Raw genomic sequence first — 26265 nt, 5'->3', positions numbered from 1 at the left:
TTTTTATTGTGCCTGACGAAGTTGTGTTGAAGGCACTATAACACGATGCTAGTATTTGGCAATCAAGACGTTTAGATGTCTAAATAAAACAATAAGGACAACACAACATGCCTCACAATCCTATCCGCGTGGTCGTCGGCCCGGCTAACTACTTTTCACATCCCGGCAGTCTCAATCACCTGCACGATTTTTTCACTGATGAACAACTTTCTCGCGCGGTGTGGATCTACGGCGAACGCGCCATTGCTGCGGCGCAAACAAAACTTCCGCCAGCGTTTGAACTGCCAGGGGCAAAGCATATTTTGTTTCGCGGCCATTGCAGCGAAAGCGATGTACAACAACTGGCGGCTGAGTCCGGTGACGATCGCAGCGTGGTGATTGGCGTCGGCGGCGGCGCACTGCTCGACACCGCGAAAGCCCTCGCCCGCCGTCTCGGTCTGCCGTTTGTTGCCGTTCCGACGATCGCCGCCACCTGCGCCGCCTGGACACCGCTCTCCGTCTGGTATAACGATGCCGGACAGGCGCTGCATTATGAGATTTTCGACGACGCCAATTTTATGGTGCTGGTGGAGCCAGAGATTATCCTCAATGCGCCGCAAGAATATCTGCTGGCGGGGATCGGTGACACGCTGGCGAAATGGTATGAAGCGGTGGTGCTGGCCCCGCAACCAGAAACGTTGCCGCTAACCGTGCGACTGGGGATCAATAATGCGCAGGCCATTCGCGACGTCTTGTTAAACAGTAGCGAACAGGCGCTTGCCGATCAGCAAAATCACCAGTTAACGCAATCATTTTGCGATGTGGTGGATGCGATTATTGCCGGAGGTGGAATGGTCGGTGGTCTGGGCGATCGTTTTACGCGTGTGGCAGCAGCTCATGCCGTGCATAACGGTCTGACCGTGCTGCCGCAAACCGAGAAGTTTCTCCACGGCACCAAAGTCGCCTACGGAATTCTGGTGCAAAGCGCCTTGCTGGGTCAGGATGATGTGCTGGCGCAATTAACTGGAGCGTATCAGCGTTTTCATCTGCCGACTACGCTGGCGGAGCTGGAAGTGGATATCAATAATCAGGCGGAGATCGACAAAGTGATTGCCCACACCTTGCGTCCGGTGGAATCCATTCATTACCTGCCGGTCACGCTGACACCGGATACGTTGCGTGCAGCGTTCGAAAAAGTGGAATCGTTTAAAGCCTGACGTACATATTTAGCAGCAGCGCGCGCCGCCTTTTCCACCGTAGCGCGCGTCCTGCCGCTCACGGAAAAACTCCTCGTAGGTCATCGGCGTTTGATCGGGATGGTTAACCCGCATATGTTCGACATAGTTGTCGTAATCAGGCATACCAATCATCAGTTTCGCCGCCTGACCTAAATATTTTCCGGCTTTTGCCAGTGAATCAAACATCAATACCTCCGGTAAACAGGTTGCTGATAGAGTGCATTAATAGCTATCAACGCGCTCGGTCAGTCCCCTCGCCCCAACGGGGAGAGGGTTAGGGTGAGGGGGAACACTCGGCACCATGCCAACTTTCGCCAACATTCCCCCCTCACTCTGACTTTAGTGCGCGCCTTTCGCCTGCGCCACGATCTCCTCGACATTTTCCGGCATTGGCTCATACGGCGTTTCTTTCGCCGTTGGCTTCGGCTCTTTCAATGCCGCCAGTGCCGTCTTAATCGAGAACAGTGCCAGAACCACCACGACCACCATAAAGAAGATGGTTAACCCGGCATCAAGACGGTTGTTGAACACCAGTTGCGCCAGTTGTGACTCAGTATACTGCGATGGAATATTGCCGCTGTCGATCATTGCCTGGAACTTGTTAGCAATCGCCAGGAAGCCGACTTTCGCATCCGGGCTAAACGCTTTCTGCCAGCCTGCGGTCAGGGTACAAATCAGCAGCCAGGCCGTTGGTACCAGCGCCACCCAGGCGTAACGTTGACGTTTCATTTTGAACAGCACCACAGCACAGAGCATCAGCGCCATCCCTGCCAGCATCTGGTTGGCAATACCAAACAGCGGCCACAAGGTGTTAATACCGCCCAGCGGATCGACCACACCCTGATGGAGGAAGTAGCCCCACGCCAGTACGCACAGCGCCGTTGCCAGCAGGTTAGCAGGCAGTGAATCGGTCCGTTTCAGGCCCGGAGACACCACGCCCAGCAGATCCTGCAACATAAAGCGCGCGGCACGCGTACCTGCATCCACCGCCGTCAGAATAAACAGTGCTTCAAACAGAATGGCGAAGTGATACCAGAACGCCACATCCATCATGCCGCCCAGCGCACCGTGCAGAATGTAGGCCATCCCCACCGCCAGGGTCGGCGCACCGCCCGCACGGGAAATGATCGACTGTTCACCCACTTCGCTGGCAATCTGGTTTAGCGTATCCGGGGTAATCGCAAAGCCCCAGCTACTCACCACCTGCGCGGCAGAAGCAACCACATCCGCCGTCCCTGCCGGAGCCAGCACCGCCATCGGGCTGTTCATGGCGAAGTACACACCCGGATCGATGATACAGGCGGAAACCAGCGCCATAATCGCTACGAAGGATTCCATTAACATCCCGCCGTAGCCGATAAAACACGCCTGCCCTTCGTTCGCCAGCATCTTCGGCGTGGTACCGGAAGAGATCAGCGCATGGAAGCCAGACACCGCGCCACAAGCGATGGTGATAAACAGGAACGGGAACAGGTTACCGGTCCATACCGGGCCTGTGCCATCGACAAATTTAGTTAGCGCAGGCATGGTCAGCGTCGGGCGCATAATCAAAATGCCTACCGCCAGACCGACGATAGTCCCGATTTTCAGGAAGGTTGAGAGGTAGTCGCGCGGAGCCAGCAGCAACCACACTGGCAGCACCGCCGCCACGAAGCCGTAACCCACCAGCATCCAGGTCAGCTGCACACCCGTAAAATCAAAGTACGGTGCCCAGGTCGGACTTTCTGCCACCCAGCCGCCAGAGATAATGGCGAAAATCAGGAATACCAGGCCAATCACCGACACTTCGCCAATACGCCCCGGACGCAGATAACGCAGGTAGATCCCCATAAACAGCGCCAGCGGAATGGTGAACGCAACGGTATACGTTCCCCACGGACTATGGGTCAGGGCTTTCACCACGATCATCGCCAGTACTGCAAGGATAATGACCATGATCATAAAGCAGGCCACCAGCGCAATCACCCCGGCGGTTGGCCCCATCTCTTCTTTGACCAGCTCACCCAGCGAGCGACCATCGCGGCGCGTAGAAACAAACAGCACCATGAAATCCTGCACCGCACCGGCGAGAACCACCCCAGCGAGCAGCCAGATCATCCCTGGCAGGTAACCCATTTGCGCCGCCAGTACCGGCCCAACCAACGGACCTGCTCCGGCAATGGCCGCAAAATGGTGACCGAACAGCACTTTTTTGTCCGTCGGCACATAGTCCAGCCCGTCGTTATGGCGCACCGCTGGCGTCATACGCGTCGGGTCAACCGCCAGCACATTTTTGGCGATATACAGCCCATAAAAACGGTAAGCGATCAGATAGATACAGACCGACGCCACCACAATCCACAGCGCGTTGATCTGTTCCCCACGATTTAAAGCAATGTATCCCAGAGCAAATGCTCCCATTACAGAGAGCACTGTCCAGACGAGGTATTTCCCTGATTTGTTCATAGTTGTTATCCGTGTGCGTGTCCATAGAGATGTTACATTTTGTTTCTATAACATCTTTGTACAATTTAACAACACGGCAACCATGTAAATCGGAGTTGAAACCAATATTTAACTTAACAATGTTAACTCGATCACTCCGTTAACCGAGTTTTCCTGCAATCTCATTTAATTCTGTCGGGCTCATCCCAAAACTGCCGTACCCAGCCGACAAGTGCAACAACGCCGCCCCTGTTCATCGAAAACGACGATTTCCCAGCTCTGATTTTGCCGCCCAAGATGCAGCGGCTGGCAGACACCGCGCACCTTGCCTTCAGACACCGGGCGATGATGTGTGGCGTTAAGTTCCGTGCCCACCACACACTGTCCGTCGCGGGTCATCATAAATCCGGCCATCGATCCCAGCGTTTCCGCCAGCGCCGCCGACGCGCCGCCATGCAGCAGGCCAAACGGCTGATGAGTACGGTTATCAACCGGCATTTCGGCTTCCAGCACATCATCGCCCAGACGGGTATACACAATTCCCAGATGCGCCACCATTGTGTTATCGCTGGTGGCGTTCAGCTCGTCGAGCGTTAAATGGCGTTTCCAGATCATGCTTATGCCCCCAGCGTCGAGCCGCCATCCACCACAATATCCTGTAGGGTGATATGGCTGGCGAGGTCAGAGGCGAGGAACAAAATCGTATTGGCGATCTCCTGTGGACGGGCGATTTTCCCCAGCGGAATGCCGAGTTTAAACTGCTCGCCAAAGCCGCGAATACGCTGCTCTTCGGCGTCATCGCTCACCCACAGCGTGCGTTGCATATCGGTGTCGGTGGAGCCTGGCGAAACCACATTACAGCGCACGCCGCTACCCGCCAGTTCCAGCCCAACGCTCAACGCCAGGCTTTTCAGCGCCGCTTTCGACGCGCCATAAGCACTCATACCAATGCGCGGCGTGTGTGCGGCGTCGGACGCAACAGTAACAATCGCCCCGCCCCGCTGACGGCGAAACTGGTTCATGGTCTGCTGGAACAGGTTAAACGCACCACCGACATTGACCGCAAAAGTCTGCTGCCAGTCCTCCTTACTGAGCTGATCGGTCGCGCCCATGCGCAAAATTCCCGCCGCATTGACCAGCACGTCCAGTCGCTCCGTTTCAGCTAACAGTCGCTGACATACCTGCGCCACCTGCGCAGCATCGGCAACATCCATCACTTCTGTCGCAAAGGGATATTGCTCCTGAGCGAACGCTTGATCAAAACCAGTGACTTTCGCTCCCGCCTCAACAAACGCCAGCGCCGTGGCGTAGCCGATACCTTTCCCTGCGCCAGTTACCCAGACATTTTTACCGCTGAAATCCATTATTTCACCTCGCGGGAAAGTAGCTTCCACCAGGCGTCGATGGTCGGGTTTTTCGCCAGCATGACAAAGTCGATATCGCCATGCACTTTGCGCCAGCGCGCCGCCAGCGCCATCATCCGCACCGAATCCAGACCGTAGTCGTTCAGGTTGTCGTCATCGAACGGTTCATCGGACTCGTCCAGCAACGGCAGGATCACCTCACGCAGCGCCGCTTTGCTGGCGGGGATAGGTGCTGGCAGTAATTCTTCGGTCATCACCACCCGGCCAGAACGTCCGGCCACATATTTCAGCGACATCAAATGCTCGTCACGGCTGAAATCGGCCAGCGCATCTGCCACCATAAACGGTTTAATATCGCGCATAAATGCGTCGGTTGCGGTGGTCATACAGCCAATGTGGGCATATACCCCGGTAATAATCAGCTGGTTACGTCCACTCTCTTTCAGCATTTGCTCCAGCGGGGAACGATGAAACGCGCTGTAGCGCCACTTCACCAGCACCGTGTCGTCGGCATCTGGCGTCAGGCTATCCACCACCTTTTGCTGTTCCGGCGAACGGGTCAGGCCAGGCCCCCACATATCATTCAACAGCGCCCGATCTTCATCGCTCTGCTCTTTCGGCTGGGCGGTGTAATAAACCGGGATATTGTGCTGTTTGCAGTAGTCGCGTAGTGCCGCAATATTCGCGATCACCTGCTCCATCATCGGGCAGTTCTCGCCCCAGAAGCTGACAAAATAGTCCTGCATATCATGGATTAACAACGCGGCACGTTGCGGTTCAAAGGCCCAGTCGACTTTATTCTGCGGAATATCGTGAGACTCCGGCAGTGCGTAAGCCTGTAATTTTGGAATAGCCATCGTGTTCTCTCCTTCAGGCTGATGCGCGTGACGCCAGCCACTGACGTAATTGTTTTTTATCGACTTTCCCGACCGCCGTCAGCGGAAGTGAATCCACACACTCCACGCGATCCGGTAATTTAAATTCGGCAATACCCTGTTCACGCAGGAAACGACGCACCTGCACCGCGCGTAGAGGCTCTTTTACCACCAGATAAGCACAGCTTTTTTCGCCCATCAGCTCATCTTCCATGCTCACCAGTGCGGCGTAGATCACCGCCGGATGGCGCAGCAGCAGGTTTTCGATCTCTTCGGCAGCGATCTTCTCGCCGCCACGGTTGATCTGATCTTTCTCGCGCCCCTGCACGGTGATGTACCCCTCTGGATCAATAGAGATCAGATCGCCAGAACAGTAAAAACCGTTGGCATCAAAGGCGCTGGCATTGTGCTGCGGGCTTTTGTAATAGCCACGGAAGGTGTACGGACCGCGCGTCATCAGGCGTCCAACTTCTCCTTGCGGTAGTGGATTTCCTTCAGCATCGGCAACCCACACTTCATCGTCCGGACACATTGGATAGCCCTGGGTATGGATAATTTTCTCCGCGCTATCATCAAGACGGGTGTAGTTCACCAGCCCTTCCGCCATGCCGAATACCTGCTGTAACTGGCAGCCAATCTCTGCGGGAATACGCGCCGCAAGCGTGGCAGAAAGACGTGCACCACCGACCTGTAACAGTTTCAGCGAGGCAAGCTGCGCCCGGCTTTCGCCTTCGGTCAGCGCCTGTAACCACAGGCTGACTGCGGGTGGCACCAGCGCGGTGACGTTCACCTGATGTTTTTCAATCAATGGGAAGCAGAGCGTGGCGCTGGGGTCGGCAGCCAGAACGACAGTGCCGCCAGCGAGAAATACGCCCAGCGATCCTGGCGAACTCATGGCGTAGTTATGAGCCGCCGGGATCGCGCACAGGTAGCGTGTCTGTTGTGTGAACTGACAAATCTCGACGCTACGACGCACGCTGTAGTAGTAGTCGTTATGAGTGCGCGGGATCAGCTTCGGTGTGCCGGTGGTGCCGCCGGAAAGCTGGAAATAGGCCACTTCATCAGCAGGTGACGGCGTGGCAGTAAAATCCTCAGCCGGATGGTTAATCGCATCCTGCAAGTTATGCTCACCGCTGTCGTTGTGCAGTTGCACCACGCGAATGGAGGAATGCTCTGCAACAAATGTATTGAGGAAATCATCTCCGCTAAACAGCGCATGCTGGCGATCGGCAATCAGTAACGCCGGTTCAATCTGGCTGGCATAGGCGTTCAGTTCACTACGCTGATGGCTGAACAGCGCCAGCACCGGCGCAACGCCCAGTTTCAGCAGCGCGAAAAAGGTAATGTAAAGTTCAGCGACGTTACCCAGTTGTACCAGCGCGGTTTCACCAGGTTTAATGCCCTGACGGCGCAAACTACACGCGAGGTTATCCGCCGCCTGATTCAGCTCCCGGTAACTCAACTGCCGCTCGCCGTCGATGACCGCGATGCTGTCGCTTGCGGCATGACGGGTCAGAATGTCGGTCAGCGGCAAATCCTGCCAGTAGCCTTTTTCCCGATAGCGACGGGAAAACTCTTCCGGCCAGCGGGTGAATGGAATGCTCATCCTCACTCCTTAATGCAATCCAAAAACGTTCAACATGGTAGAAAGTTTGACGCCCGTTTCGCGCCACTCACCCAACGGTGACGACGCAGGCACAATCCCCGCTCCGGCAAACAGACGCACCTGATTTTCCCGCAGCTTCGCGCAGCGGATGGTCACCACCCACTCGCCGTTACCTTCGCTGTCACACCAACCCACAATGCCGCCAAACAGTTCGCGGTCGAACGGCTCCAGTTCAGCAATAACCTGGGTCGCGGCCTGATGCGGGAAACCGCTCAGCGCGGGGGTCGGATGCAGCAGACAGGCCAGCGTCAGTGCGTTCTCATGCGAATTCGCTTTACCTTCAAAGGGAGTTGCGAGATGCCACAGCGTCGGCGTGGTGATCAGTTGTGGAGAAGAAGGGACGTGTAACTCACTACTGCGTTCGCGCAGTACCTCTTTCATCGCCTGAGTCACCAGTTCATGTTCATGGCGATCTTTTTCTGACGCCAGCAGACGATTACCCGCTTCGCGATCGAGCACTTCATCCGGCTGACGACGCGCGGAACCGGCTAACGGAATGGAGCTAAAACGCTCGCCGTCTTTACGTAGCAGCAGTTCCGGGCTGGCCCCCAGCAGAACGCCACCATCAGCCAGCGGGACATGGAAGTTGTAACTAACCGGGTTTTGCGCAATCAACCGTTCCAGCAATACGCCACTATCAATGGCGGCGTCAGTGGTGATATCAATCAACCGTGACAACACCACTTTGTCGACCTGCGGCGTGGCGGTAAGTGCGGCGGCGCGAGCAACCATCTGTTCAAACGTGGTTTGATCCGGAATTGCCTGGCGTTCCACCACGTTCAGCGACTGGCTGCGGGTAAAACGGCGGGCTGAAGATTGTTTTTCCTGGCGGGAGAACGACTGCCAGGATTCAGGAATATACAGCGATGAAGGCTGACGTGGATCGAAGGGAATCGCCCCGACCATCACCGGATTTTTGATGCCCTGCGCTTTGGCATCGGCAAACAGCTCGGCGAGTTTTTGCTGGAAGGGACTGTCGGGTGAATCCCCGTTCACAGCGGGTTCATCGAAGCGGGCGAAACATCCTGACGTCGTAAAACTGCGGTACGGCGACATAAAGAAAAAGCGATTGGGCGCAAGTGTTGCCATGGTCTGCTGTACTTCCTCAGCCAGTGACGTATCCATATCATCCTCCACAAAATGATAAAGGCTTTAATAATGATTATCATTTATATTTTCGGTCGCTAACCTAAAAGCAAACGCGCACTATGTCAACTCTTGAGGTAACGCAATCTGCAACTCGGGGTTGCATCTGGTTGTGGTTACAATGAAAATGAGAAGCATTAACTTCATTAATAACAGGAAGCTGACTTGTGAGACTCGCCCCGCTCTACCGCAACGCCCTTCTATTAACAGGACTTTTGCTTTCAGGAATAGTCGCAGTTCAGGCCGCCGACTGGCCGCGTCAGATTACTGACAGCCGGGGCACTCATACCCTGGAAAGCCAGCCGCAGCGTATTGTTTCCACCAGCGTCACCCTGACCGGCTCACTGCTGGCGATTGATGCTCCGGTGATTGCCAGCGGCGCGACCACGCCGAATAACCGCGTCGCGGATGACCAGGGCTTTTTACGCCAGTGGAGCAAGGTGGCGAAAGAACGCAAACTGCAACGGCTCTATATCGGCGAACCAAGTGCAGAAGCCGTTGCCGCGCAAATGCCGGATCTGATTTTAATTAGCGCAACCGGCGGCGATTCGGCGCTGGCGCTGTACGATCAGCTTTCCACCATCGCCCCAACATTAATCATCAATTACGACGACAAAAGCTGGCAGTCGCTGTTAACGCAGCTTGGCGAAATTACCGGGCATGAGAAACAAGCGGCAGAGCGGATTGCGCAGTTTGATAAGCAACTGGCGGCGGCGAAAGAGCAAATCAAATTACCTCCGCAGCCGGTCACTGCCATTGTCTATACCGCCGCTGCACACAGTGCTAATCTCTGGACGCCTGAATCAGCACAAGGGCAGATGCTGGAACAACTCGGCTTTACGCTGGCGAAGTTGCCAGCAGGGTTAAACGCCAGCCAAAGCCAGGGCAAACGCCATGACATCATTCAGCTTGGTGGGGAAAATCTGGCTTCAGGGTTAAATGGCGAGTCACTATTCCTGTTCGCCGGTGATCAGAAAGATGCCGATGCGATTTATGCTAATCCGCTGCTCGCGCACCTGCCTGCAGTACAAAACAAGCAGGTTTATGCGCTGGGAACCGAGACGTTCCGTCTGGATTACTACAGCGCCATGCAAGTGCTGGAACGGCTTAAGGCGCTGTTTTAAGCATTAACTGTCGGACGCTGTCACCTGCGGCGGCGTCTGGCGAAAACGCCGCAACTCCACCAGCACCAGCAATAACAACACGCCGATAATCAACAAACCAAAACCGCTCGCGCTTGCGGAAGCAACCGGTGTCATCATCGCGCCCAAACCGCCCAGCAGCGCCGCGCCTATGGCATCGCCCGTCACGTTTTGCGCCGTCCACAAACCGTTAATCCGCCCTAACATCGCTTCCGGGGTTTGCGTTTGCAGCATTGTGTATTGCAGCAACGAACTAACCGCGCTCAGCCAGCCGAACAGCGCCAGACAAACCACGCCTAAAATCCACATCGGCATCAGGCCAAACAGACCAATGGCGAGGAACGATCCCAGCGTGGAAAGCAGCATCAATAACCCTGGTCGCGCGCTATGTGCCAGCTTCCCGCTGGTTAACGCGCCAATAGCCGCACCGAGCGGGATCGCCGCATAGAGAAAACCAATCTGTGCCGCCGACATCTGCCAGTTGTCAGCCAGCGCCGGATACAGTACCCGCACCGCGCTCGCCATCGTCAATAAACCACCCAGCAGCGCAATCCCTCCCACCAGCGGGCTGGCGAGCAGAAAACGAAATCCTGCCAGTAATGATTTCAACGGATGCTCACGCGGCTGCGGTGGCGGTGGCAACGCCGGAAGGCTTAACAACGGTAGCAAGGTAATAAACGTGCCCGCCGCCGCCAGCCCGTAGTTCCAGGCTACGCCGCCGGTCGCCAGCAATAAACCGCCAATCATAGGCGAAATCACCGACCCCAGACGCACGGTCAACATGGTGATCGCCCCGGCCTGCATTAAGTTTTCACGCCCTACCAGTGCAGGTGTCGCCGCCAGTAGCGCCGTAACGCCAAGCGATGCGAAAAAACCATCCCATAAACCGAGTAAATAGATTGCCAATAGAGATGGCTCCGGCAGCAGTGCATTAAGGCACAGTCCAATGAAGCCAATGCCACAGGTGCCGCGCGCCAGCAAAATCACTTTTTTGCGTTCATAGCGATCCGCCAGCACACCGCCGACCATCAGGCCAACAAACATCGCGCCGCCGGTCAGCGTCACCGAAAGCCCCACCTGCCAGGTAGAATGCGTCATCATCTGGATCTGCACCGGTACCGCGACGCCGAGCAAACCCAGAGACACAATTGAGATAAAACGAGCGAGGAATACTGCGCGAAACGCCGGGTGCGTTTTCAACAGGCTGAGGTTAAGCAGCCAGGATTGTTTATTCATTACAATACCTTGCCATCAAATATTTTAAATACCTATTCTTAGGCTGCACATGCTAACATATCCAAATATGATCGATAACGATAATTAATTTCATTATCATGGAAGTTCGTATGTCTGGTTCTGTTGCCGTGACACGCGCCATTGCCGTGCCCGGATTGCTGTTATTACTGATTATCGCGACGGCATTAAGCCTGCTCATTGGGGCAAAATCACTCCCCGCTTCCGTAGTGCTGGAGGCCTTCTCCGGCACCTGCCAGAGCGCCGACTGCACCATCGTGCTCGACGCGCGACTGCCGCGCACCCTTGCCGGTTTACTGGCCGGCGGTGCGCTTGGCCTTGCCGGGGCGTTGATGCAAACCCTCACCCGAAACCCACTTGCCGACCCCGGCTTGCTTGGTGTGAACGCCGGAGCCAGCTTTGCCATTGTGCTGGGTGCGGCGCTGTTTGGTTACTCATCCGCGCAGGAACAACTGGCGATGGCCTTCGCCGGGGCGCTGGTGGCCTCATTGATTGTTGCCTTTACCGGCAGCCAGGGCGGCGGGCAGTTAAGTCCGGTGCGTTTAACCCTGGCGGGCGTGGCACTGGCGGCGGTGCTGGAAGGGCTGACCAGCGGCATCGCCCTGCTTAATCCTGACGTCTACGATCAGTTGCGTTTCTGGCAAGCCGGTTCGCTGGATATTCGCAATCTACATACCTTAAAAGTGGTGCTGATCCCGGTGCTGATCGCCGGAGCAACCGCGCTATTACTGAGCCGCGCGCTGAACAGTTTAAGCCTCGGCAGTGACACCGCGACGGCGCTGGGTAGTCGCGTGGCGCGCACACAGTTGATTGGTCTGCTGGCGATTACCGTGCTTTGTGGTAGTGCGACGGCGGTAGTTGGCCCGATTGCCTTTATTGGCCTGATGATGCCGCATATGGCACGTTGGTTGGTTGGAGCAGATCATCGCTGGTCGCTGCCCGTCACACTACTTGCCACCCCTGCCCTGCTGCTGTTTGCCGATATCATCGGGCGGGTGATTGTGCCCGGCGAACTGCGCGTTTCTGTAGTCAGTGCCTTTATTGGCGCACCGGTGCTGATCTTCCTCGTGCGACGTAAAACGCGAGGTGGCGCATGATTTACGTCTCTCGCCGATTAATCATCACCTGTTTGCTGCTAATTACCGCCTGTGTGGTTGCAGGTATCTGGGGATTACGCAGCGGTACCGTCACGCTGGAAACCTCGCAGATATTCGCCGCGCTGATGGGCGATGCGCCGCGCAGTATGACGATGGTGGTCACCGAATGGCGTTTACCACGCGTGCTGATGGCGCTGTTGATTGGCGCGGCACTGGGCGTCAGCGGCGCGATTTTTCAGTCGCTGATGCGTAACCCGCTCGGCAGCCCTGACGTAATGGGCTTTAACACCGGGGCGTGGAGCGGCGTGCTGGTGGCGATGGTGCTGTTTGGTCAGGACCTGACGGCTATTGCCCTGGCAGCAATGGCGGGGGGCATTATCACTTCGCTGTTGGTCTGGCTGCTTGCCTGGCGTAACGGCATCGACACCTTTCGGTTGATTATTATCGGCATCGGCGTTCGCGCCATGCTGGTGGCCTTTAATACCTGGCTGTTGCTGAAAGCGTCTTTAGAAACGGCGCTAACAGCGGGTTTGTGGAATGCCGGATCGCTCAACGGCCTGACGTGGGCAAAAACCTCGCCTTCCGCACCCATCATTATATTGATGCTCATTGCCGCCGCCTTACTGGTACGCCGGATGCGCTTGCTGGAAATGGGCGATGATACCGCGTGTGCGCTGGGCGTCAGCGTCGAACGTTCGCGTCTGTTAATGATGCTGGTTGCAGTGGTGCTTACCGCTGCGGCAACAGCGCTTGCCGGGCCGATTTCCTTTATTGCTTTAGTCGCGCCGCACATTGCCCGACGCATTAGCGGCACCGCTCGCTGGGGGCTGACCCAGGCGGCGCTGTGCGGGGCGTTGTTACTGCTGGCGGCCGATCTCTGCGCCCAACAACTGTTTATGCCGTATCAACTTCCGGTTGGCGTCGTTACCGTCAGCCTCGGCGGTATTTACCTTATCGTCTTGTTAATTCAGGAGTCTCGCAAAAAATGACCGAATCAGTAGCCCGTTTGCGTGGCGAACAGTTAACCCTCGGATATGGCAAATATACCGTTGCGGAAAATCTGACTGTAGAAATACCTGATGGTCACTTCACGGCAATTATCGGGCCAAATGGCTGCGGTAAATCCACGTTACTGCGTACCTTAAGCCGCCTGATGACGCCTGCTCACGGGCATGTCTGGCTGGATGGTGAGCACATTCAACATTACGCCAGTAAAGAGGTTGCACGCCGGATTGGCCTGTTGGCGCAAAACGCCACCACGCCGGGAGATATCACCGTGCAGGAGCTGGTGGCGCGTGGGCGTTACCCGCATCAACCGCTGTTTACCCGCTGGCGCAAAGAAGATGAAGAGGCCGTCACAAAAGCGATGCAGGCCACGGGAATCACCCATCTGGCGGATCAAAGCGTGGATACCCTCTCCGGTGGGCAACGCCAGAGAGCGTGGATCGCGATGGTGCTGGCCCAGGAAACGGCAATTATGCTGCTCGATGAACCCACGACCTGGCTGGATATCAGTCATCAGATTGATCTCCTGGAACTGTTAAGCGAACTGAACCGCGAGAAAGGCTATACCCTGGCGGCGGTGCTGCACGATCTTAATCAGGCCTGTCGTTACGCCAGCCATTTGATTGCATTGCGGGAAGGGAAAATTGTTGCTCAGGGAGCGCCGAAAGAGATTGTCACTGCTGAATTGATCGAGCGCATTTATGGTCTGCGCTGCATGATTATTGACGACCCGGTTGCCGGAACGCCGCTCGTGGTGCCGCTCGGACGAACGGCACCTTCAACCGCAAATAGTTAAACTAAGTGCTCTTACATCACGGCATCCTGTTTTCTGGATGCCATCGCATGGCGCAACAGCACGCCACCACAAGCCACCATCCCGCCGATCATCGCAGAAAGGATCACAATAATCGCCTTACCCGGACCGTCTTTTTTCACTGGCAATGACGGGCTTAACTGATATTTAAACGGCGTAAAATTCACATCGTTGATATTTGCTTTTGTTAACTGCTCAACAAGATACTGACGATTACGTAATTCACCGTTCAGTTCCGCAACGTCAGTAACCGCTTTTTCAATTTCCAGTTTGCGTTCAATACCGTCTGCGCCGAGAGAAATAGAGAAATCGGGGTCATCTTTAACGGCCTGACCATTACTGTAAACGGGCTTTTTAATTCCTGCCGCGTTAGCAATGTCGAGTGAATAATTGAGGCGCTGAATGTTTGCATCAAGTTGATTTTTCGTTTTAATGCGGTCCTGAGCCAGTTTTTCTTTTTCAAACTGGGTTTTGATCTCCAGTTTATTACGGACGTTTTCTATCGACTCTTTCACCACCAACGCAGAGATATAATCGATATACCCGCTCAAAACGGTCTGCGCCTCTTCACTGGTTGGCGCGGTAAAACTTAGCGTCCAGGAGTTATACAGTGACGGTTCATCTTTTTTCTTACTGGCATTGTCATCAACCGCTTTCATTTTTTCGCTCAATGCGACAATTGCGCGATGCAAATCCAGCTCGTCGATTTTCGCCTCTTTTAATTGGTCCATCACATAAGGTGTTGAGCGCAGGTACTCTTCCAGCAAGCTAACCGACTGAAACTTCTTGATAAACAGGTTAAATGCTTCTGTACGATCAATTTTGATATCCAGATCCAGCACACGAAGCTTAGTGAATGTTTTCTCAAGCGCCTGCCACTGAACAGGTTCTGGAGGCGTGACAACCGCCGCGCTGGTCCATTTTTGCGGCAGGATGAAAGAGATCAGCAATCCTGTGCAGGCAAACGCAAAAACGACCGCCATGACCGTTTTTTTGGCCCGCCATAAAACTTCGATTAGATTAAGTAAATCAATTTCATTATTACTGGGCGACGCCAGAGGATACTCGGGAAAATGAGTGTCACTTCCCTGTTTAATATTCAGTGATGACATGGGGTATAACCTGAAAATGAGTCCAATAAGAGTAAATCTCCACGGCCCCCACTCTACCAGTTGGTGAGATTTATCCGAAGCTGAAGTTTGTAAATTACTCCCACTGAATGCAACATTCACTCTATTTCAGAGAAACACCCACCAAATTTATAAATTAAACAAATGATAAACCCATAATTATTTTCTGTAATTATGGGTTTATAGATAATATAAATTTACTTATTTAGCGTCGCACGAATAATCGGCCCAATTTTTTCAAACGCCACCGGAGAGATAATATCCACATGCGCACAATCCTGACGATAGATATCCAGCTCCGCAATCCACGGCGACCAGGCGCGTTCGGGATTCATACCTTCCTGAAGCGTGCGTTCAGCAACAAACAGCGTCGCTTTACCGTCAAACGGTACACTATGAGCAGTCGTCAGCAGGCGCACAGCATCAGCGTAGTTGCCTTCAATGGTGGTAAACAACTCCGTTGAAGTACTTCCCTGCTGTGCCGCCAGGAAGGCCTCGCGCTCGCGGTTAATCTCCGCCAGTACTTCCGGGTCCAGACCATTAGCCTCTTTTTTCTGCCAGTTTTGCGTTTCTGGCGGCCAGGTATCCAGCAAGCCAAGAAATGCCACCTGTTCACCACGGGTACGCAGTCGCGCCGCTATGCCCTGCGCCAGCGTACCGCCCAGCGAATACCCCAGCAGGTAATAAGGGCCGTGCGGTTGTTGTTCAAGTAACGTTGCCAGATGCGCTTCGCAGACTTCATCCAGGTTTGCCGCGGTCTGCATGGGGCCATGAGGGCGCGGCGACTGAATGCCGATAATCGACCATTGTGGATCGAGATAACGCGAGAGCACGCTGAACTGCCAGGCAAAACCGGACGCAGGATGGAAACAAAACAGCGTCGGGCCATTACCTTCACGCAACGGCAGAATGGTTTCGAATCCCATGCGCCGGGAGCTGTCTTCTTCACCATCAATAATCGTTGCCAGTTTGGCGACAGTTGACGCGACCATCACCTGCCCCGGCGTCACCTGACGGGCAAACTGCCGACTTAACTGCGCAGCCAGTTTCATTGCCAGTAGCGAATGACCGCCAAGCGCAAAGAAATCAGCATCGGCATCCTGCACGTCACAACCCAGCAACGACGAGAATGCCGCGGCGATAATCGTTTCACTGCCCGCTTTCGGCGCACGCCCCGGCGCTTGTGCTTTCAGTTCAGGCAACGGTAAGGCTTTGCGATCCAGCTTGCCGTTGGCGCTAAGAGGTAACTGTGGAAGTTGCAGCAGAACGACGGGTACCATATGCGGCGGCAATGTTTCGCGCAGTTGCGCCTGCAATGCGCTGGTATCCAACGGCAGACCTGATTGCGACACCAGATAGCCCACCAGCTGACGCGCATCCCCCCCGGTGGCTGTCGCCTGATTAATCACACAAGCGTGGGTAACAGCTTGCTCGACATCCGGCAGCGCCTGCATCACGCGATCGATTTCGCCCAGTTCAATTCGCTGACCACGAATTTTTAGCTGATCGTCACTACGCCCGAGATACTCCACCGCGCCGTTTTCCAGCCAGCGGGCAACATCTCCGGTACGGTACATGCGTTCACCTGGGGTAAAAGGATCGGCAATAAAGCGGCTGGCGGTCAGATCGGGTCGTCCCAGATACCCTTGCGCCAGTTGGATGCCGGTGAGATAGAGATCGCCTGCCACACCCGGCGGCACCGGATGCAACATCGCATCAAGAATACGCAGGCCCGTATTCCACACTGGATAACCAATCGGCACGCTGCTACCGCGCACCTGTGCCAGTTCCTCGCCAAAAGCCGGATACCAGCTGACATCTACCGCCGCTTCCGTCGGGCCATATAGATTATGCAACGGCACGCCGGTTAACTGTTGCCATTCGCGGCATAAATCGGCCGGTAAGGCTTCACCGCTACAAAAAACCTGTTTCAAGGTCGCGCAACTCTGGCGAGCAGTTTCCGGCGTCAGCGAAGCAACAAATGCCGCCAGCATAGAGGGCACAAAGTGCGTGGTCGTTACGCCATATTCGGCAAAGAATTGCTGCATAGCGAGCGGGTCGCGGTGCGCTTCCGGTTCAGCCATCACCAGTTTCGCCCCGGCAATAAACGGCCAGAAAAACTCCCACACCGAGACATCAAAACTGCACGGCGTTTTTTGGGCAACGACATCTTCGCCTGTAAGCGGGTAATGGTTTTGCATCCACAACAGGCGGTTGACGATAGCCGTCTGCCCGACCATTACCCCTTTCGGTCTGCCGGTGGAACCGGAGGTAAAGATGATATAAGCCGTGTGGTGCGGTTGTGAAAGTTGCAGCGGCGCACTGCCCTGCGGTTTAAGCGGGGCGTTATAGCAAAGGCTGGTTAAATCTGGAACATCGGCAAAGCGCGGCAGTTGATCGTCGGTGGTGATTAACAGCGACGGGCGCGCATCTTCCAGCATCATCTTCAGACGATCGTCCGGATAGCCGGTATCCAGCGGTAGCCAGGCCGCGCCTGCTTCAACAATTGCATGCAGCGCCAGGGTCAAAAAGACCGAGCGCGGTAGCGCCACCGCCACGCTGTCGCCTGGTTTAACGCCGCGCTCACGCAGCAGATTCGCCAGCGCCACCACCTGTTCGCGCATTTCCCGATAGCTAAACTGGTAACGCGCATCAACCAGCGCCGGAGCATCCGGTGTTTTTGCCGCTTGTTCTGCCACTAGCGCGCTCAGCGTGGTTTCTGGAATCTCAACCTGAGTGGCGTTGATCTGCGCCAGCTGCGCATATTCACCTGGCAGCATAATATCGACATCGCCGCACAACAGCGCCGGATCCGCGGCGAACTGGGCAATCAGCATTTTCAGGCGTTCAGCGTGTTGAATTAACGTTGGCTCATCGTAACGCTGTTTATTGGCGAGGATCTCAATACTCAAATCACCGTGTTCATCTGGGAACAGGGCCAGTTCAAGGTCATTAACCGGACCGGTTGCCAGGGTATGGGTTTGCGTCTGAACACCATGAATATCCAGTTGGTAATCAAATACCTTGATATTGAGTACCGGACCGAACAGCGGTTCCTCTCCTGCCGCTCGCCCGCTGTCACGGACAATTTGTTCGGCATCGTAACGTTGATGACGACGCATTTTTTTCAGTTGTGCTGCCAGTCGGGTTGCCAGTTCCGGCAGCGTTTCTTGTGCCGCAATGTGAATCCCCAACGGCAAAACGTTGAGCACGGGTCCGGTAGCCGTCAGCGCCGCCGAGCCCAGTCGACGCATAAAGATAAATCCGGCGGCGTAGTCCATGCGATTGCACAATCGCCCCAGCCACAAAGCCGCCAGCGCAAGGGCTAAATCGGTACGCTGCACACCTGAAAGTTGCATAGCCAGCTGGCGGAATTCCCCGTCGGTAAATTCCAGTTTCAGGCGCAAAATATCTGCCGAAGCGCTGCGCCCCGGTAAAGGTGCCGGAGAAAGTGACGCGGGCGGTGGCAGTTGACGACGCTGTTCCGCCCAGAATGCCGCATCACGCTGCCAGGCTTCACTTTCGCGGTACTGCTGATACTCTTCCACTACATCAGCGAAAGACGTAAACGGCGAAGCAGGCGTTGGTTCGCCACGCAGCAATGCGCAGTAAATATTGGCGATCTGGCGTGTAATGGCCGGGAAACTGAAGCCATCGACCAGCAAATGGTGATAACGCTGATACCAGTACCAGCGGTTATCCGCCACCTGTATCAACTGATGAAAGACCAGTGGTTTACCGCTATCGACGCGCAGATCTTGTTGCAAATCCGCCTGCATTAATGCCCGCGCAGTACCGTGCGGATCAATGTTGGTTCGCAGGTCGATAATTTCTGGCAGTTCGAACGTCAGCGCATCATCGACCCACTGCCAGACTTCGCCGTTATCTTCCGTAAAACGCATCCGCAGCGTATCTGCTTGCGCTAATCCGGCAACCACCGCGCGGGCCAGTAATGGCGCATCAACCTCTCCGGTTAACTCAACGTAATGCGCCACGCTCCAGGCGGAGGGTAAATCTGACAGTTTTTCTGCCATCCAGATGCCGGGCTGTGCGGCGACCAAAGGTAAATGCTGGCTCATTGCGCCTCCTGCAACTGGGTGAAATTCGACGGTGTCAGAGTACGCCAGTGGGCTTCCAGCCACTGCTGGCAGGACGCCTGTGACTGCGGCTGACACACAACGTCCCAGCCTGCCGGTAAGGCGCATTGTTGCGGCCACAGACTGAATTGCCCCTGCGCATTGCGCAAAATGTAAAACGCTCCCTGCGGATCATCGAAGGGATTACTGAATGCCATATTCAACTCCTGTCATGGAAAAGTGGTTGCCAGAGGTCAATTAGCCCCTGCATCAAGCCACCGCGCCAACAAAGCGCATCATGTCCGCCGTCAACCTGACGCCAGAAAATGGATTCTTTTATAGGGTGTAATTGCGCATACAGCGCCTGATTGGCCCGCATGATCATCGGCTCGCGAATACCCGCTTCCAGCACAATGCGCAGACCTTCGGCGCTAACTTCACCAGCTTTAAGTTGCTCAAGTAAAACACCTTCTTGCTGCCCGCCCCGATGCGGCCACCAGTACGATCCTGACTGGCTTAATACACAGCCAAAACGTTCAGGCCAGTGCAGTCCGGCATACAGCGCGGAAAGCCCACCAAAACTCTGCCCGGCGACCACGGTGCGATCGGCGCGATCGCTAAAAGGGGCAATAGCTTTCACCAGGGGTAATAACTCTTGCTGTACTGCCAGCCAGAAATCCGCATTACACGGCAGTTCGTGAGCGCGGTGCGTGGTGTCGATAGCGTCGATCAACACATACACGGCGGGAGGAAGTTGCCGACGATGGGTCAGCGAAGTCAGCGCAGGCCAGACGGGCATACTCTGCGCCCAAAATTCGCCATCAAGCAAAACTGCCAGCGGGCGTTCTTCTGCTGTTGCATCGCCGGTGGTAAAAATCCATACACGGCGTGAATTTTTCAACTGTTCACTTTTCCAGATAATTTCTTTGACAGGTATTTCTGGCGCTTGCGGACAATCCCATCCCGGTTGCAGAGGCGCTTGCGGCATTTCGAGTGCAGAAACAGCGTGCCCTCGCCCGCCTTTCCAGCTTTGTGGATTCAGCGGATCGGCTATCGCCTGGGGTAATAGTTTTCGCCAGCCTTCACGTAATTCGAGGCGATCGGGGGATGGTGCAGAAAAAATGTCATCGCGTTCGGTGGGAATAAAACAGTAGCTGCCGCGCCAGTTGGCATTGAGTTGTGTCGTCCACTGCCAGACGTTGGTGCCTGCAATTCGCTGCATCGACTGGGGCTGGCTGTTCTGATGGTGATCGGTCACACCAGTGACGTAGACCCATACCCGCTTTATCGTCGAGTATTCTTCAGAACCTTGGGGATCACGCCACCAGAAAGTGACCTCAAACATTTCGTCATTCAGACGCTGCCATTCCGGGCCATGTTTCGACTGCCACCAGCTCTCACTTCCTACTTTTAACGCCGTCACACCATAACCCCATGTTTACTGTGCAATTTTTCATTGATTGCAGAAATATATTGATAATATTATTGATAACTATTTGCATTTGCAATAGCGTAATGGCGCGCCGTGGGAAGCGCGGACATTAATTAACCAACTGCACTGCGTGTCTTTCAGGATCAAAGGTTTTCGCGGTAGCGGGGTGCGTCGTATTGATGACGACCATGCCCGACAGTTGCAATTCGTGGCAAAAATGCAGGAATAAAACAATGAACAAGAAGATTCATTCCCTGGCCTTGTTGGTCAATCTGGGGATTTATGGGGTAGCACAGGCACAAGAGCCAACCGATACTCCTGTTTCACACGACGATACCATTGTCGTTACCGCCGCCGAGCAGAACTTGCAAGCGCCTGGCGTTTCGACCATCACCGCAGATGAAATCCGCAAAAACCCCGTTGCCCGCGATGTGTCGGAGATCATCCGTACCATGCCAGGCGTTAACCTGACCGGTAACTCCACCAGTGGTCAGCGTGGGAATAACCGACAAATTGATATTCGCGGCATGGGTCCGGAAAACACGCTGATTTTGATTGACGGCAAGCCGGTAAGCAGCCGTAACTCGGTGCGTCAGGGCTGGCGTGGCGAGCGCGATACCCGTGGTGATACCTCCTGGGTGCCACCTGAAATGATTGAACGTATTGAAGTTCTGCGTGGTCCGGCAGCTGCGCGTTATGGCAACGGCGCGGCGGGCGGCGTGGTTAACATCATTACCAAAAAAGGCAGTGGTGAGTGGCACGGCTCCTGGGACGCATATTTCAATGCGCCAGAACATAAAGAGGAAGGTGCCACCAAACGCACTAACTTTAGCCTCACCGGTCCGCTGGGCGACGAATTCAGCTTCCGCTTGTATGGCAACCTCGACAAAACCCAGGCTGACGCGTGGGATATCAACCAGGGCCATCAGTCCGCGCGTGCCGGAACCTATGCCACGACGTTACCAGCCGGGCGCGAAGGGGTGATCAACAAAGATATTAATGGCGTGGTGCGCTGGGACTTCGCACCATTGCAATCGCTGGAACTGGAAGCGGGTTACAGCCGCCAGGGTAACCTGTATGCGGGCGATACCCAGAACACCAACTCTGACTCCTATACCCGCTCGAAATATGGCGATGAAACCAACCGTCTGTATCGCCAGAACTACTCGCTGACCTGGAACGGCGGCTGGGATAACGGCGTGACCACCAGCAACTGGGTGCAGTACGAACACACCCGTAACTCGCGCATCCCGGAAGGTCTGGCGGGCGGCACAGAAGGGAAATTTAACGAAAAAGCGACACAGGATTTCGTCGATATCGATCTCGATGACGTGATGCTGCATAGCGAAGTTAACCTGCCGATTGATTTCCTCGTTAACCAGACGCTGACGCTGGGTACGGAGTGGAATCAGCAACGGATGAAGGACTTAAGTTCCAACACCCAGGCGCTCACCGGGACGAATACCGGTGGCGCTATTGATGGCGTGAGTGCCACCGACCGTAGCCCATATTCAAAAGCAGAAATTTTCTCGCTGTTTGCCGAAAACAATATGGAGCTGACTGACAGCACCATCGTAACGCCGGGGCTGCGTTTCGATCATCACAGCATTGTTGGCAATAACTGGAGTCCGGCGCTGAATATCTCGCAAGGTTTAGGCGATGACTTCACGCTGAAAATGGGCATTGCCCGTGCTTATAAAGCGCCGAGTCTGTACCAGACTAACCCAAACTACATTCTCTACAGTAAAGGTCAGGGCTGCTATGCCAGCGCGGGCGGCTGCTATCTGCAAGGTAATGATGACCTGAAAGCGGAAACCAGTATCAACAAGGAGATTGGTCTGGAGTTCAAACGCGACGGCTGGCTGGCGGGCGTCACCTGGTTCCGTAACGATTATCGCAATAAGATTGAAGCGGGCTATGTGGCTGTAGGGCAAAACGCAGTCGGCACCGATCTCTATCAGTGGGATAACGTACCGAAAGCGGTGGTTGAAGGTCTGGAAGGATCGTTAAACGTACCGGTTAGCGAAACGGTGATGTGGACCAATAACATCACTTATATGCTGAAGAGTGAAAACAAAACCACGGGCGACCGTTTGTCGATCATCCCGGAGTATACGTTGAACTCAACGCTGAGCTGGCAGGCACGGGAAGATTTGTCGATGCAAACAACCTTCACCTGGTACGGCAAGCAGCAGCCGAAGAAGTACAACTATAAAGGTCAGCCAGCGGTTGGACCGGAAACCAAAGAAATCAGCCCGTACAGCATTGTTGGCCTGAGCGCGACCTGGGATGTAACGAAGAATGTCAGTCTGACCGGCGGCGTGGACAACCTGTTCGACAAACGTTTGTGGCGTGCGGGTAATGCCCAGACCACGGGCGATCTGGCAGGAGCCAACTATATCGCCGGTGCCGGGGCGTATACCTATAACGAGCCGGGACGTACGTGGTATATGAGCATTAATACTCACTTCTGATGCTAACGTCAGATTGTTGACAAAGTGCGCGTCGTTCATGCCGGATGCGGCGTGAACGCCTTATCCGGCCTACAAAAATCTTGCCAATTCAATATATTGCAGGACCATGTAGGCCTGATAAGCGTAGCGCATCAGGCAGTTTTGCGTTTGTCATCAGTCTCGAATATAGTCGATATGAAAACTACGCATACCGCCCTCCCCTTTGCCGGACATACGCTGCATTTTGTTGAGTTCGATCCGGCGAGTTTTCGCGAGCAGGATTTACTCTGGCTGCCACACTACGCACAACTGCAACACGCTGGACGTAAACGTAAAACAGAGCATTTAGCTGGACGAATCGCTGCTGTTTATGCCTTGCGGGAATATGGCTATAAATATGTGCCCGCTATCGGCGAGCTACGCCAACCTGTGTGGCCTGCGGAGGTATACGGCAGTATTAGCCACTGCGGGACTACGGCATTAGCCGTGGTATCTCGTCAACCGATTGGCATTGATATCGAAGAGATTTTCTCTGTACAAACCGCAAGAGAATTGACAGACAACATTATTACACCAGCAGAACACGAGCGACTCGCAGAATGCGGTTTAACCTTTTCTCTGGCGCTGACACTGGCATTTTCCGCCAAAGAGAGCGCATTTAAGGCAAGCAAGATACAGGCCGCTCAAGGTTTTCTGGATTATCAGATAATTAGCTGGAATAAACAGCGGATCATCATTCGACTAGAGGATGAGCAGTTTGCTGTGCACTGGCAGATAAAAGAAAAGATAGTCATAACGCTGTGCCAACACGATTAATTGACAACTTCTGGTACGATTCGCCCGCAGCCATCACTGACCGCGGGCGAAAGTGTAAAGCAGGTGCCTTACCACCCTGACCTGACAACCGGATATGCGGGGATTACTCCCCGCACAACGGCTACTTCTTCGGTTCGTAAGCGAGAACAGCCTTAAACTCAATATTACGTTCCTTCACCGTAAACTCACACAGCGAGTCTCCGACCAGAAGCGTAAATCCCAGCACCGTTAAACACAGCACTATGACTGCCACAAGGGCATATTTCGTCAGCATGTTTATATTGCCTCCATGCGAAGAAGGGACTACCATCCAAATTGTCTGGTTTGGAGTGGCAGCCCCAGGGTTGATAGAAATATCTCCTGGGGCTTCATCTTTCCAGACCTCAGAGTAAACCTGAAACCGGAAAGCTTCAGGCACCCGCCGTTATCTTACCCTTCCTTATCAAAATAGCTGTTTATTTATACAGCGAGTCCTGTTTCGGACTTCTGTTGGCAACGCTCGTTATTGTTCGTAAAACGAAATCGCCCGCAGCCATTGCTGACCGCGGGCGAAAGTGTAAAGCAGGTGCCTTACCACCCTGACCTGACAACCGGATATGCGGGGATTACTCCCCGCACAACGGCTACTTCTTCGGTTCGTAAGCGAGAACAGCCTTAAACTCAATATTACGTTCCTTCACCGTAAACTCACACAGCGAGTCTCCGACCAGAAGCGTAAATCCCAGCACCGTTAAACACAGCACTATGACAGCCACAAGGGCATATTTCGTCAGCATGTTTATATTGCCTCCATGCGAAGAAGGGACTACCATCCAAATTGTTTGGGTTTGGAGTGGCAGCCCCAGGGTTGATAGAAATATCGTCCTGGGGCTTCATCTTTCCAGACCTCAGAGTAAACCTGAAACCGGAAAGCTTCAGGCACCCGCCGTTATCTTACCCTTCTTCAGCAAAATAGCTGTTTATTTATACAGTGAGTCCTGTTTCGGACTTCTCACTCCTCATTTGATCAACTGAAGCTGAACCCGTATTTTTCTGCATGCCTCAATCGTCAAAATTCTTCGCCACCAGCCAGCTCTGCCATAACTTGTCACATTGCAAAAGTAGCCAAACTTCTTCAGTCACAATCAGTTCACCATCACCAAAAAAAAGAAGCATTCCAGAACTTCCGCATCTCGCCCAGCCGCTCCGACTTCTATACTGAATAGAAAACGCCAACATAAGAGAAACCTATGCCATTACCCGATTTTCATGTTTCTGAACCTTTTACCCTCGGTATTGAACTGGAAATGCAGGTGGTTAATCCGCCGGGCTATGACTTAAGCCAGGACTCTTCAATGCTGATTGACGCGGTTAAAAATAAGATCACGGCCGGAGAGGTAAAGCACGATATCACCGAAAGTATGCTGGAGTTGGCGACGGATGTTTGCCGTGATATCAACCAGGCTGCCGGGCAATTTTCAGCGATGCAGAAAGTCGTATTGCAGGCAGCCGCAGATCATCATCTGGAAATTTGCGGCGGTGGCACGCACCCGTTTCAGAAATGGCAGCGTCAGGAGGTATGCGATAACGAACGCTATCAACGAACGCTGGAAAACTTTGGTTATCTCATTCAACAGGCGACCGTTTTTGGTCAGCATGTCCATGTTGGTTGCGCCAGTGGCGATGACGCCATTTATTTGCTGCACGGCCTGTCACGGTTTGTGCCGCACTTCATCGCCCTTTCCGCCGCGTCACCATATATGCAAGGAACGGATACGCGTTTTGCCTCCTCACGACCGAATATTTTTTCCGCCTTTCCCGATAATGGCCCGATGCCGTGGGTCAGTAACTGGCAACAATTTGAAGCCCTGTTTCGCTGCCTGAGTTACACCACGATGATCGACAGCATTAAAGATCTGCACTGGGATATTCGCCCCAGTCCTCATTTTGGCACGGTGGAGGTTCGGGTAATGGATACCCCGTTAACCCTTAGCCATGCGGTAAATATGGCAGGATTGATTCAGGCTACCGCCCACTGGTTACTGACAGAACGCCCATTTAAACATCAGGAGAAAGATTACCTGCTGTATAAATTCAACCGTTTCCAGGCCTGCCGCTATGGGCTGGAAGGCGTCATTACCGATCCGCATACTGGCGATCGTCGGTCACTAACGGAAGACACCTTGCGTTTACTGGAAAAAATCGCCCCTTCTGCACATAAAATTGGCGCATCGAGCGCAATTGAAGCACTGCACCGCCAGGTCGTCAGTGGTCTGAATGAAGCGCAGCTAATGCGTGATTTCGTCGCCGATGGTGGCTCGCTAATTGGGCTGGTGAAAAAGCATTGTGAGATCTGGACCGGAGAATAAGTCGGG

At 54.3% G+C, this 26265-nt stretch carries 23 protein-coding genes and 1 pseudogene; 10 read left to right on the top strand and 14 right to left on the bottom strand.

From position 1 onward, the window contains the following. Window positions 1-107 precede the first annotated feature (107 nt). Window positions 108-1196, top strand: a complete 1089-nt coding sequence (gene hcxA, locus G434_RS02795; RefSeq protein WP_001120474.1) for a hydroxycarboxylate dehydrogenase HcxA — start codon at window positions 108-110, stop codon at window positions 1194-1196. A gap of 9 nt (window positions 1197-1205) precedes the next feature. On the opposite strand, the gene G434_RS02800 is transcribed toward hcxA, so the two are convergent. From G434_RS02800 to entC, 7 genes are all read right to left on the bottom strand, one after another. Further along, complete coding sequence (locus G434_RS02800; protein ID WP_000460431.1) at window positions 1206-1403, bottom strand: YbdD/YjiX family protein; 198 nt, start codon at window positions 1401-1403, stop codon at window positions 1206-1208. Window positions 1404-1556: 153 nt separating this feature from the next. Next, the gene (gene cstA / locus G434_RS02805) at window positions 1557-3662 is read right to left on the bottom strand and encodes a pyruvate/proton symporter CstA (protein ID WP_001043146.1); all 2106 of its coding nucleotides are present in this window, start codon (window positions 3660-3662) and stop codon (window positions 1557-1559) included. 180 nt (window positions 3663-3842) lie between these two features. Beyond that, window positions 3843-4256 (bottom strand): proofreading thioesterase EntH, encoded by a 414-nt coding sequence (entH, locus tag G434_RS02810; RefSeq protein WP_000637940.1) that lies wholly within the window; start codon window positions 4254-4256, stop codon window positions 3843-3845. 2 nt (window positions 4257-4258) lie between these two features. Then, the gene (entA, locus tag G434_RS02815; protein ID WP_000347633.1) at window positions 4259-5005 is read right to left on the bottom strand and encodes a 2,3-dihydro-2,3-dihydroxybenzoate dehydrogenase EntA; all 747 of its coding nucleotides are present in this window, start codon (window positions 5003-5005) and stop codon (window positions 4259-4261) included. Continuing rightward, window positions 5005-5862, bottom strand: a complete 858-nt coding sequence (gene entB / locus G434_RS02820; RefSeq protein WP_001007148.1) for an enterobactin biosynthesis bifunctional isochorismatase/aryl carrier protein EntB — start codon at window positions 5860-5862, stop codon at window positions 5005-5007. Before entB ends, entA begins: the two co-directional genes overlap by 1 nt. A gap of 13 nt (window positions 5863-5875) precedes the next feature. Then, window positions 5876-7486, bottom strand: a complete 1611-nt coding sequence (gene entE / locus G434_RS02825; RefSeq protein ID WP_000026840.1) for a (2,3-dihydroxybenzoyl)adenylate synthase EntE — start codon at window positions 7484-7486, stop codon at window positions 5876-5878. A 9-nt stretch (window positions 7487-7495) separates the two neighbouring features. Continuing rightward, window positions 7496-8671 carry an isochorismate synthase EntC gene (entC, locus tag G434_RS02830; RefSeq protein ID WP_001309338.1) on the bottom strand — a complete coding sequence of 392 codons (1176 nt, stop codon included), beginning with the start codon at window positions 8669-8671 and terminating at the stop codon, window positions 7496-7498. Between the two features lie 188 nt (window positions 8672-8859). Here entC and fepB point away from each other — a divergent pair, with 188 nt between their 5' ends. Next, complete coding sequence (fepB, locus tag G434_RS02835; RefSeq protein WP_001234347.1) at window positions 8860-9816, top strand: Fe2+-enterobactin ABC transporter substrate-binding protein; 957 nt, start codon at window positions 8860-8862, stop codon at window positions 9814-9816. A 3-nt stretch (window positions 9817-9819) separates the two neighbouring features. Here fepB and entS read toward each other — a convergent pair whose 3' ends face one another. Continuing rightward, window positions 9820-11070 (bottom strand): enterobactin transporter EntS, encoded by a 1251-nt coding sequence (entS, locus tag G434_RS02840; RefSeq protein ID WP_001041789.1) that lies wholly within the window; start codon window positions 11068-11070, stop codon window positions 9820-9822. Window positions 11071-11180: 110 nt separating this feature from the next. Between entS and fepD the strand changes: the two genes are divergently transcribed. From fepD to fepC, 3 genes are read left to right on the top strand one after another with little or no spacing between them, the layout of a single operon-like run. Then, window positions 11181-12185 carry a Fe(3+)-siderophore ABC transporter permease gene (fepD, locus tag G434_RS02845; RefSeq protein ID WP_001298899.1) on the top strand — a complete coding sequence of 335 codons (1005 nt, stop codon included), beginning with the start codon at window positions 11181-11183 and terminating at the stop codon, window positions 12183-12185. Then, entirely contained in the window at window positions 12182-13174 is a 993-nt protein-coding gene (fepG, locus tag G434_RS02850) for an iron-enterobactin ABC transporter permease (RefSeq protein ID WP_000640923.1), read from the top strand. Before fepD ends, fepG begins: the two co-directional genes overlap by 4 nt. Continuing rightward, window positions 13171-13986 carry an iron-enterobactin ABC transporter ATP-binding protein gene (fepC, locus tag G434_RS02855; protein WP_000140647.1) on the top strand — a complete coding sequence of 272 codons (816 nt, stop codon included), beginning with the start codon at window positions 13171-13173 and terminating at the stop codon, window positions 13984-13986. The genes fepG and fepC overlap by 4 nt, the downstream gene beginning before the upstream one ends. 11 nt (window positions 13987-13997) lie before the next feature. Here the strand turns inward: fepC and wzz(fepE) are convergent, their stop codons facing one another. The 4 genes from wzz(fepE) to fes all read right to left on the bottom strand — a co-directional run bounded on the left by wzz(fepE) (window position 13998) and on the right by fes (window position 20633). Continuing rightward, window positions 13998-15116, bottom strand: coding sequence for an LPS O-antigen length regulator Wzz(fepE) (wzz(fepE), locus tag G434_RS02860; protein ID WP_000096759.1), 1119 nt, complete (start codon window positions 15114-15116; stop codon window positions 13998-14000). A 215-nt stretch (window positions 15117-15331) separates the two neighbouring features. Then, a complete protein-coding gene (gene entF, locus G434_RS02865) occupies window positions 15332-19213 on the bottom strand; it encodes an enterobactin non-ribosomal peptide synthetase EntF (protein WP_000077747.1) in 3882 nt (1293 codons plus the stop codon). Then, on the bottom strand, window positions 19210-19428 hold the full coding sequence (gene ybdZ / locus G434_RS02870; RefSeq protein ID WP_000885788.1) for an enterobactin biosynthesis protein YbdZ: 219 nt from the start codon (window positions 19426-19428) through the stop codon (window positions 19210-19212). Before ybdZ ends, entF begins: the two co-directional genes overlap by 4 nt. 2 nt (window positions 19429-19430) lie before the next feature. Beyond that, window positions 19431-20633 (bottom strand): enterochelin esterase, encoded by a 1203-nt coding sequence (gene fes / locus G434_RS02875; RefSeq protein WP_000125856.1) that lies wholly within the window; start codon window positions 20631-20633, stop codon window positions 19431-19433. Between the two features lie 242 nt (window positions 20634-20875). Here fes and fepA point away from each other — a divergent pair, with 242 nt between their 5' ends. Beyond that, the gene (fepA, locus tag G434_RS02880) at window positions 20876-23116 is read left to right on the top strand and encodes a siderophore enterobactin receptor FepA (RefSeq protein ID WP_001034923.1); all 2241 of its coding nucleotides are present in this window, start codon (window positions 20876-20878) and stop codon (window positions 23114-23116) included. A gap of 174 nt (window positions 23117-23290) precedes the next feature. After that, window positions 23291-23911: an enterobactin synthase subunit EntD gene (gene entD / locus G434_RS02885; RefSeq protein WP_019842002.1), complete on the top strand. Its 621-nt coding sequence runs from the start codon at window positions 23291-23293 to the stop codon at window positions 23909-23911. Window positions 23912-24032: 121 nt separating this feature from the next. On the opposite strand, the gene hokE (G434_RS30395) is transcribed toward entD, so the two are convergent. Next, window positions 24033-24185 carry a type I toxin-antitoxin system toxin HokE gene (hokE, locus tag G434_RS30395; protein WP_000956465.1) on the bottom strand — a complete coding sequence of 51 codons (153 nt, stop codon included), beginning with the start codon at window positions 24183-24185 and terminating at the stop codon, window positions 24033-24035. Here hokE (G434_RS30395) and G434_RS31020 point away from each other — a divergent pair. After that, window positions 24154-24415 (top strand): annotated as a pseudogene (locus G434_RS31020) (hypothetical protein); the annotation flags it as partial. The gene hokE (G434_RS30395) and the pseudogene G434_RS31020 overlap by 32 nt on opposite strands. 119 nt (window positions 24416-24534) lie before the next feature. Here G434_RS31020 and hokE (G434_RS02895) read toward each other — a convergent pair. Next, the gene (gene hokE / locus G434_RS02895; protein WP_000956465.1) at window positions 24535-24687 is read right to left on the bottom strand and encodes a type I toxin-antitoxin system toxin HokE; all 153 of its coding nucleotides are present in this window, start codon (window positions 24685-24687) and stop codon (window positions 24535-24537) included. On the opposite strand from hokE (G434_RS02895), the gene G434_RS31015 reads away from it, so the two are divergent. Further along, the gene (locus G434_RS31015; RefSeq protein ID WP_071592639.1) at window positions 24656-24925 is read left to right on the top strand and encodes a hypothetical protein; all 270 of its coding nucleotides are present in this window, start codon (window positions 24656-24658) and stop codon (window positions 24923-24925) included. The genes hokE (G434_RS02895) and G434_RS31015 overlap by 32 nt on opposite strands. Before the next feature lie 215 nt (window positions 24926-25140). Continuing rightward, window positions 25141-26259 carry a YbdK family carboxylate-amine ligase gene (locus tag G434_RS02905; protein ID WP_001130641.1) on the top strand — a complete coding sequence of 373 codons (1119 nt, stop codon included), beginning with the start codon at window positions 25141-25143 and terminating at the stop codon, window positions 26257-26259. Window positions 26260-26265: the final 6 nt, after the last annotated feature.

The sequence above is a fragment of the Escherichia sp. KTE172 genome, from assembly GCF_000408845.1.
Taxonomy (GTDB): domain Bacteria; phylum Pseudomonadota; class Gammaproteobacteria; order Enterobacterales; family Enterobacteriaceae; genus Escherichia; species Escherichia coli.
Note: the sequence above shows the minus strand (reverse complement) of the source record. Positions and strands in the feature narration are given on the sequence as shown.

What these genes read in the sequence shown, in the direction of transcription:
- hcxA (WP_001120474.1), top strand. Translation starts at nt 108, where the DNA reads ATGCCTCACAATCCTATCCGCGTGGTCGTCGGCCCGGCTAACTACTTT.
- G434_RS02800 (WP_000460431.1), bottom strand. Translation starts at nt 1,403, where the DNA reads ATGTTTGATTCACTGGCAAAAGCCGGAAAATATTTAGGTCAGGCGGCG.
- cstA (WP_001043146.1), bottom strand. Translation starts at nt 3,662, where the DNA reads ATGAACAAATCAGGGAAATACCTCGTCTGGACAGTGCTCTCTGTAATG.
- entH (WP_000637940.1), bottom strand. Translation starts at nt 4,256, where the DNA reads ATGATCTGGAAACGCCATTTAACGCTCGACGAGCTGAACGCCACCAGC.
- entA (WP_000347633.1), bottom strand. Translation starts at nt 5,005, where the DNA reads ATGGATTTCAGCGGTAAAAATGTCTGGGTAACTGGCGCAGGGAAAGGT.
- entB (WP_001007148.1), bottom strand. Translation starts at nt 5,862, where the DNA reads ATGGCTATTCCAAAATTACAGGCTTACGCACTGCCGGAGTCTCACGAT.
- entE (WP_000026840.1), bottom strand. Translation starts at nt 7,486, where the DNA reads ATGAGCATTCCATTCACCCGCTGGCCGGAAGAGTTTTCCCGTCGCTAT.
- entC (WP_001309338.1), bottom strand. Translation starts at nt 8,671, where the DNA reads ATGGATACGTCACTGGCTGAGGAAGTACAGCAGACCATGGCAACACTT.
- entS (WP_001041789.1), bottom strand. Translation starts at nt 11,070, where the DNA reads ATGAATAAACAATCCTGGCTGCTTAACCTCAGCCTGTTGAAAACGCAC.
- fepD (WP_001298899.1), top strand. Translation starts at nt 11,181, where the DNA reads ATGTCTGGTTCTGTTGCCGTGACACGCGCCATTGCCGTGCCCGGATTG.
- fepG (WP_000640923.1), top strand. Translation starts at nt 12,182, where the DNA reads ATGATTTACGTCTCTCGCCGATTAATCATCACCTGTTTGCTGCTAATT.
- fepC (WP_000140647.1), top strand. Translation starts at nt 13,171, where the DNA reads ATGACCGAATCAGTAGCCCGTTTGCGTGGCGAACAGTTAACCCTCGGA.
- entF (WP_000077747.1), bottom strand. Translation starts at nt 19,213, where the DNA reads ATGAGCCAGCATTTACCTTTGGTCGCCGCACAGCCCGGCATCTGGATG.
- ybdZ (WP_000885788.1), bottom strand. Translation starts at nt 19,428, where the DNA reads ATGGCATTCAGTAATCCCTTCGATGATCCGCAGGGAGCGTTTTACATT.
- fepA (WP_001034923.1), top strand. Translation starts at nt 20,876, where the DNA reads ATGAACAAGAAGATTCATTCCCTGGCCTTGTTGGTCAATCTGGGGATT.
- entD (WP_019842002.1), top strand. Translation starts at nt 23,291, where the DNA reads ATGAAAACTACGCATACCGCCCTCCCCTTTGCCGGACATACGCTGCAT.
- hokE (WP_000956465.1), bottom strand. Translation starts at nt 24,185, where the DNA reads ATGCTGACGAAATATGCCCTTGTGGCAGTCATAGTGCTGTGTTTAACG.
- G434_RS31015 (WP_071592639.1), top strand. Translation starts at nt 24,656, where the DNA reads ATGACAGCCACAAGGGCATATTTCGTCAGCATGTTTATATTGCCTCCA.
- hokE (WP_000956465.1), bottom strand. Translation starts at nt 24,687, where the DNA reads ATGCTGACGAAATATGCCCTTGTGGCTGTCATAGTGCTGTGTTTAACG.
- G434_RS02905 (WP_001130641.1), top strand. Translation starts at nt 25,141, where the DNA reads ATGCCATTACCCGATTTTCATGTTTCTGAACCTTTTACCCTCGGTATT.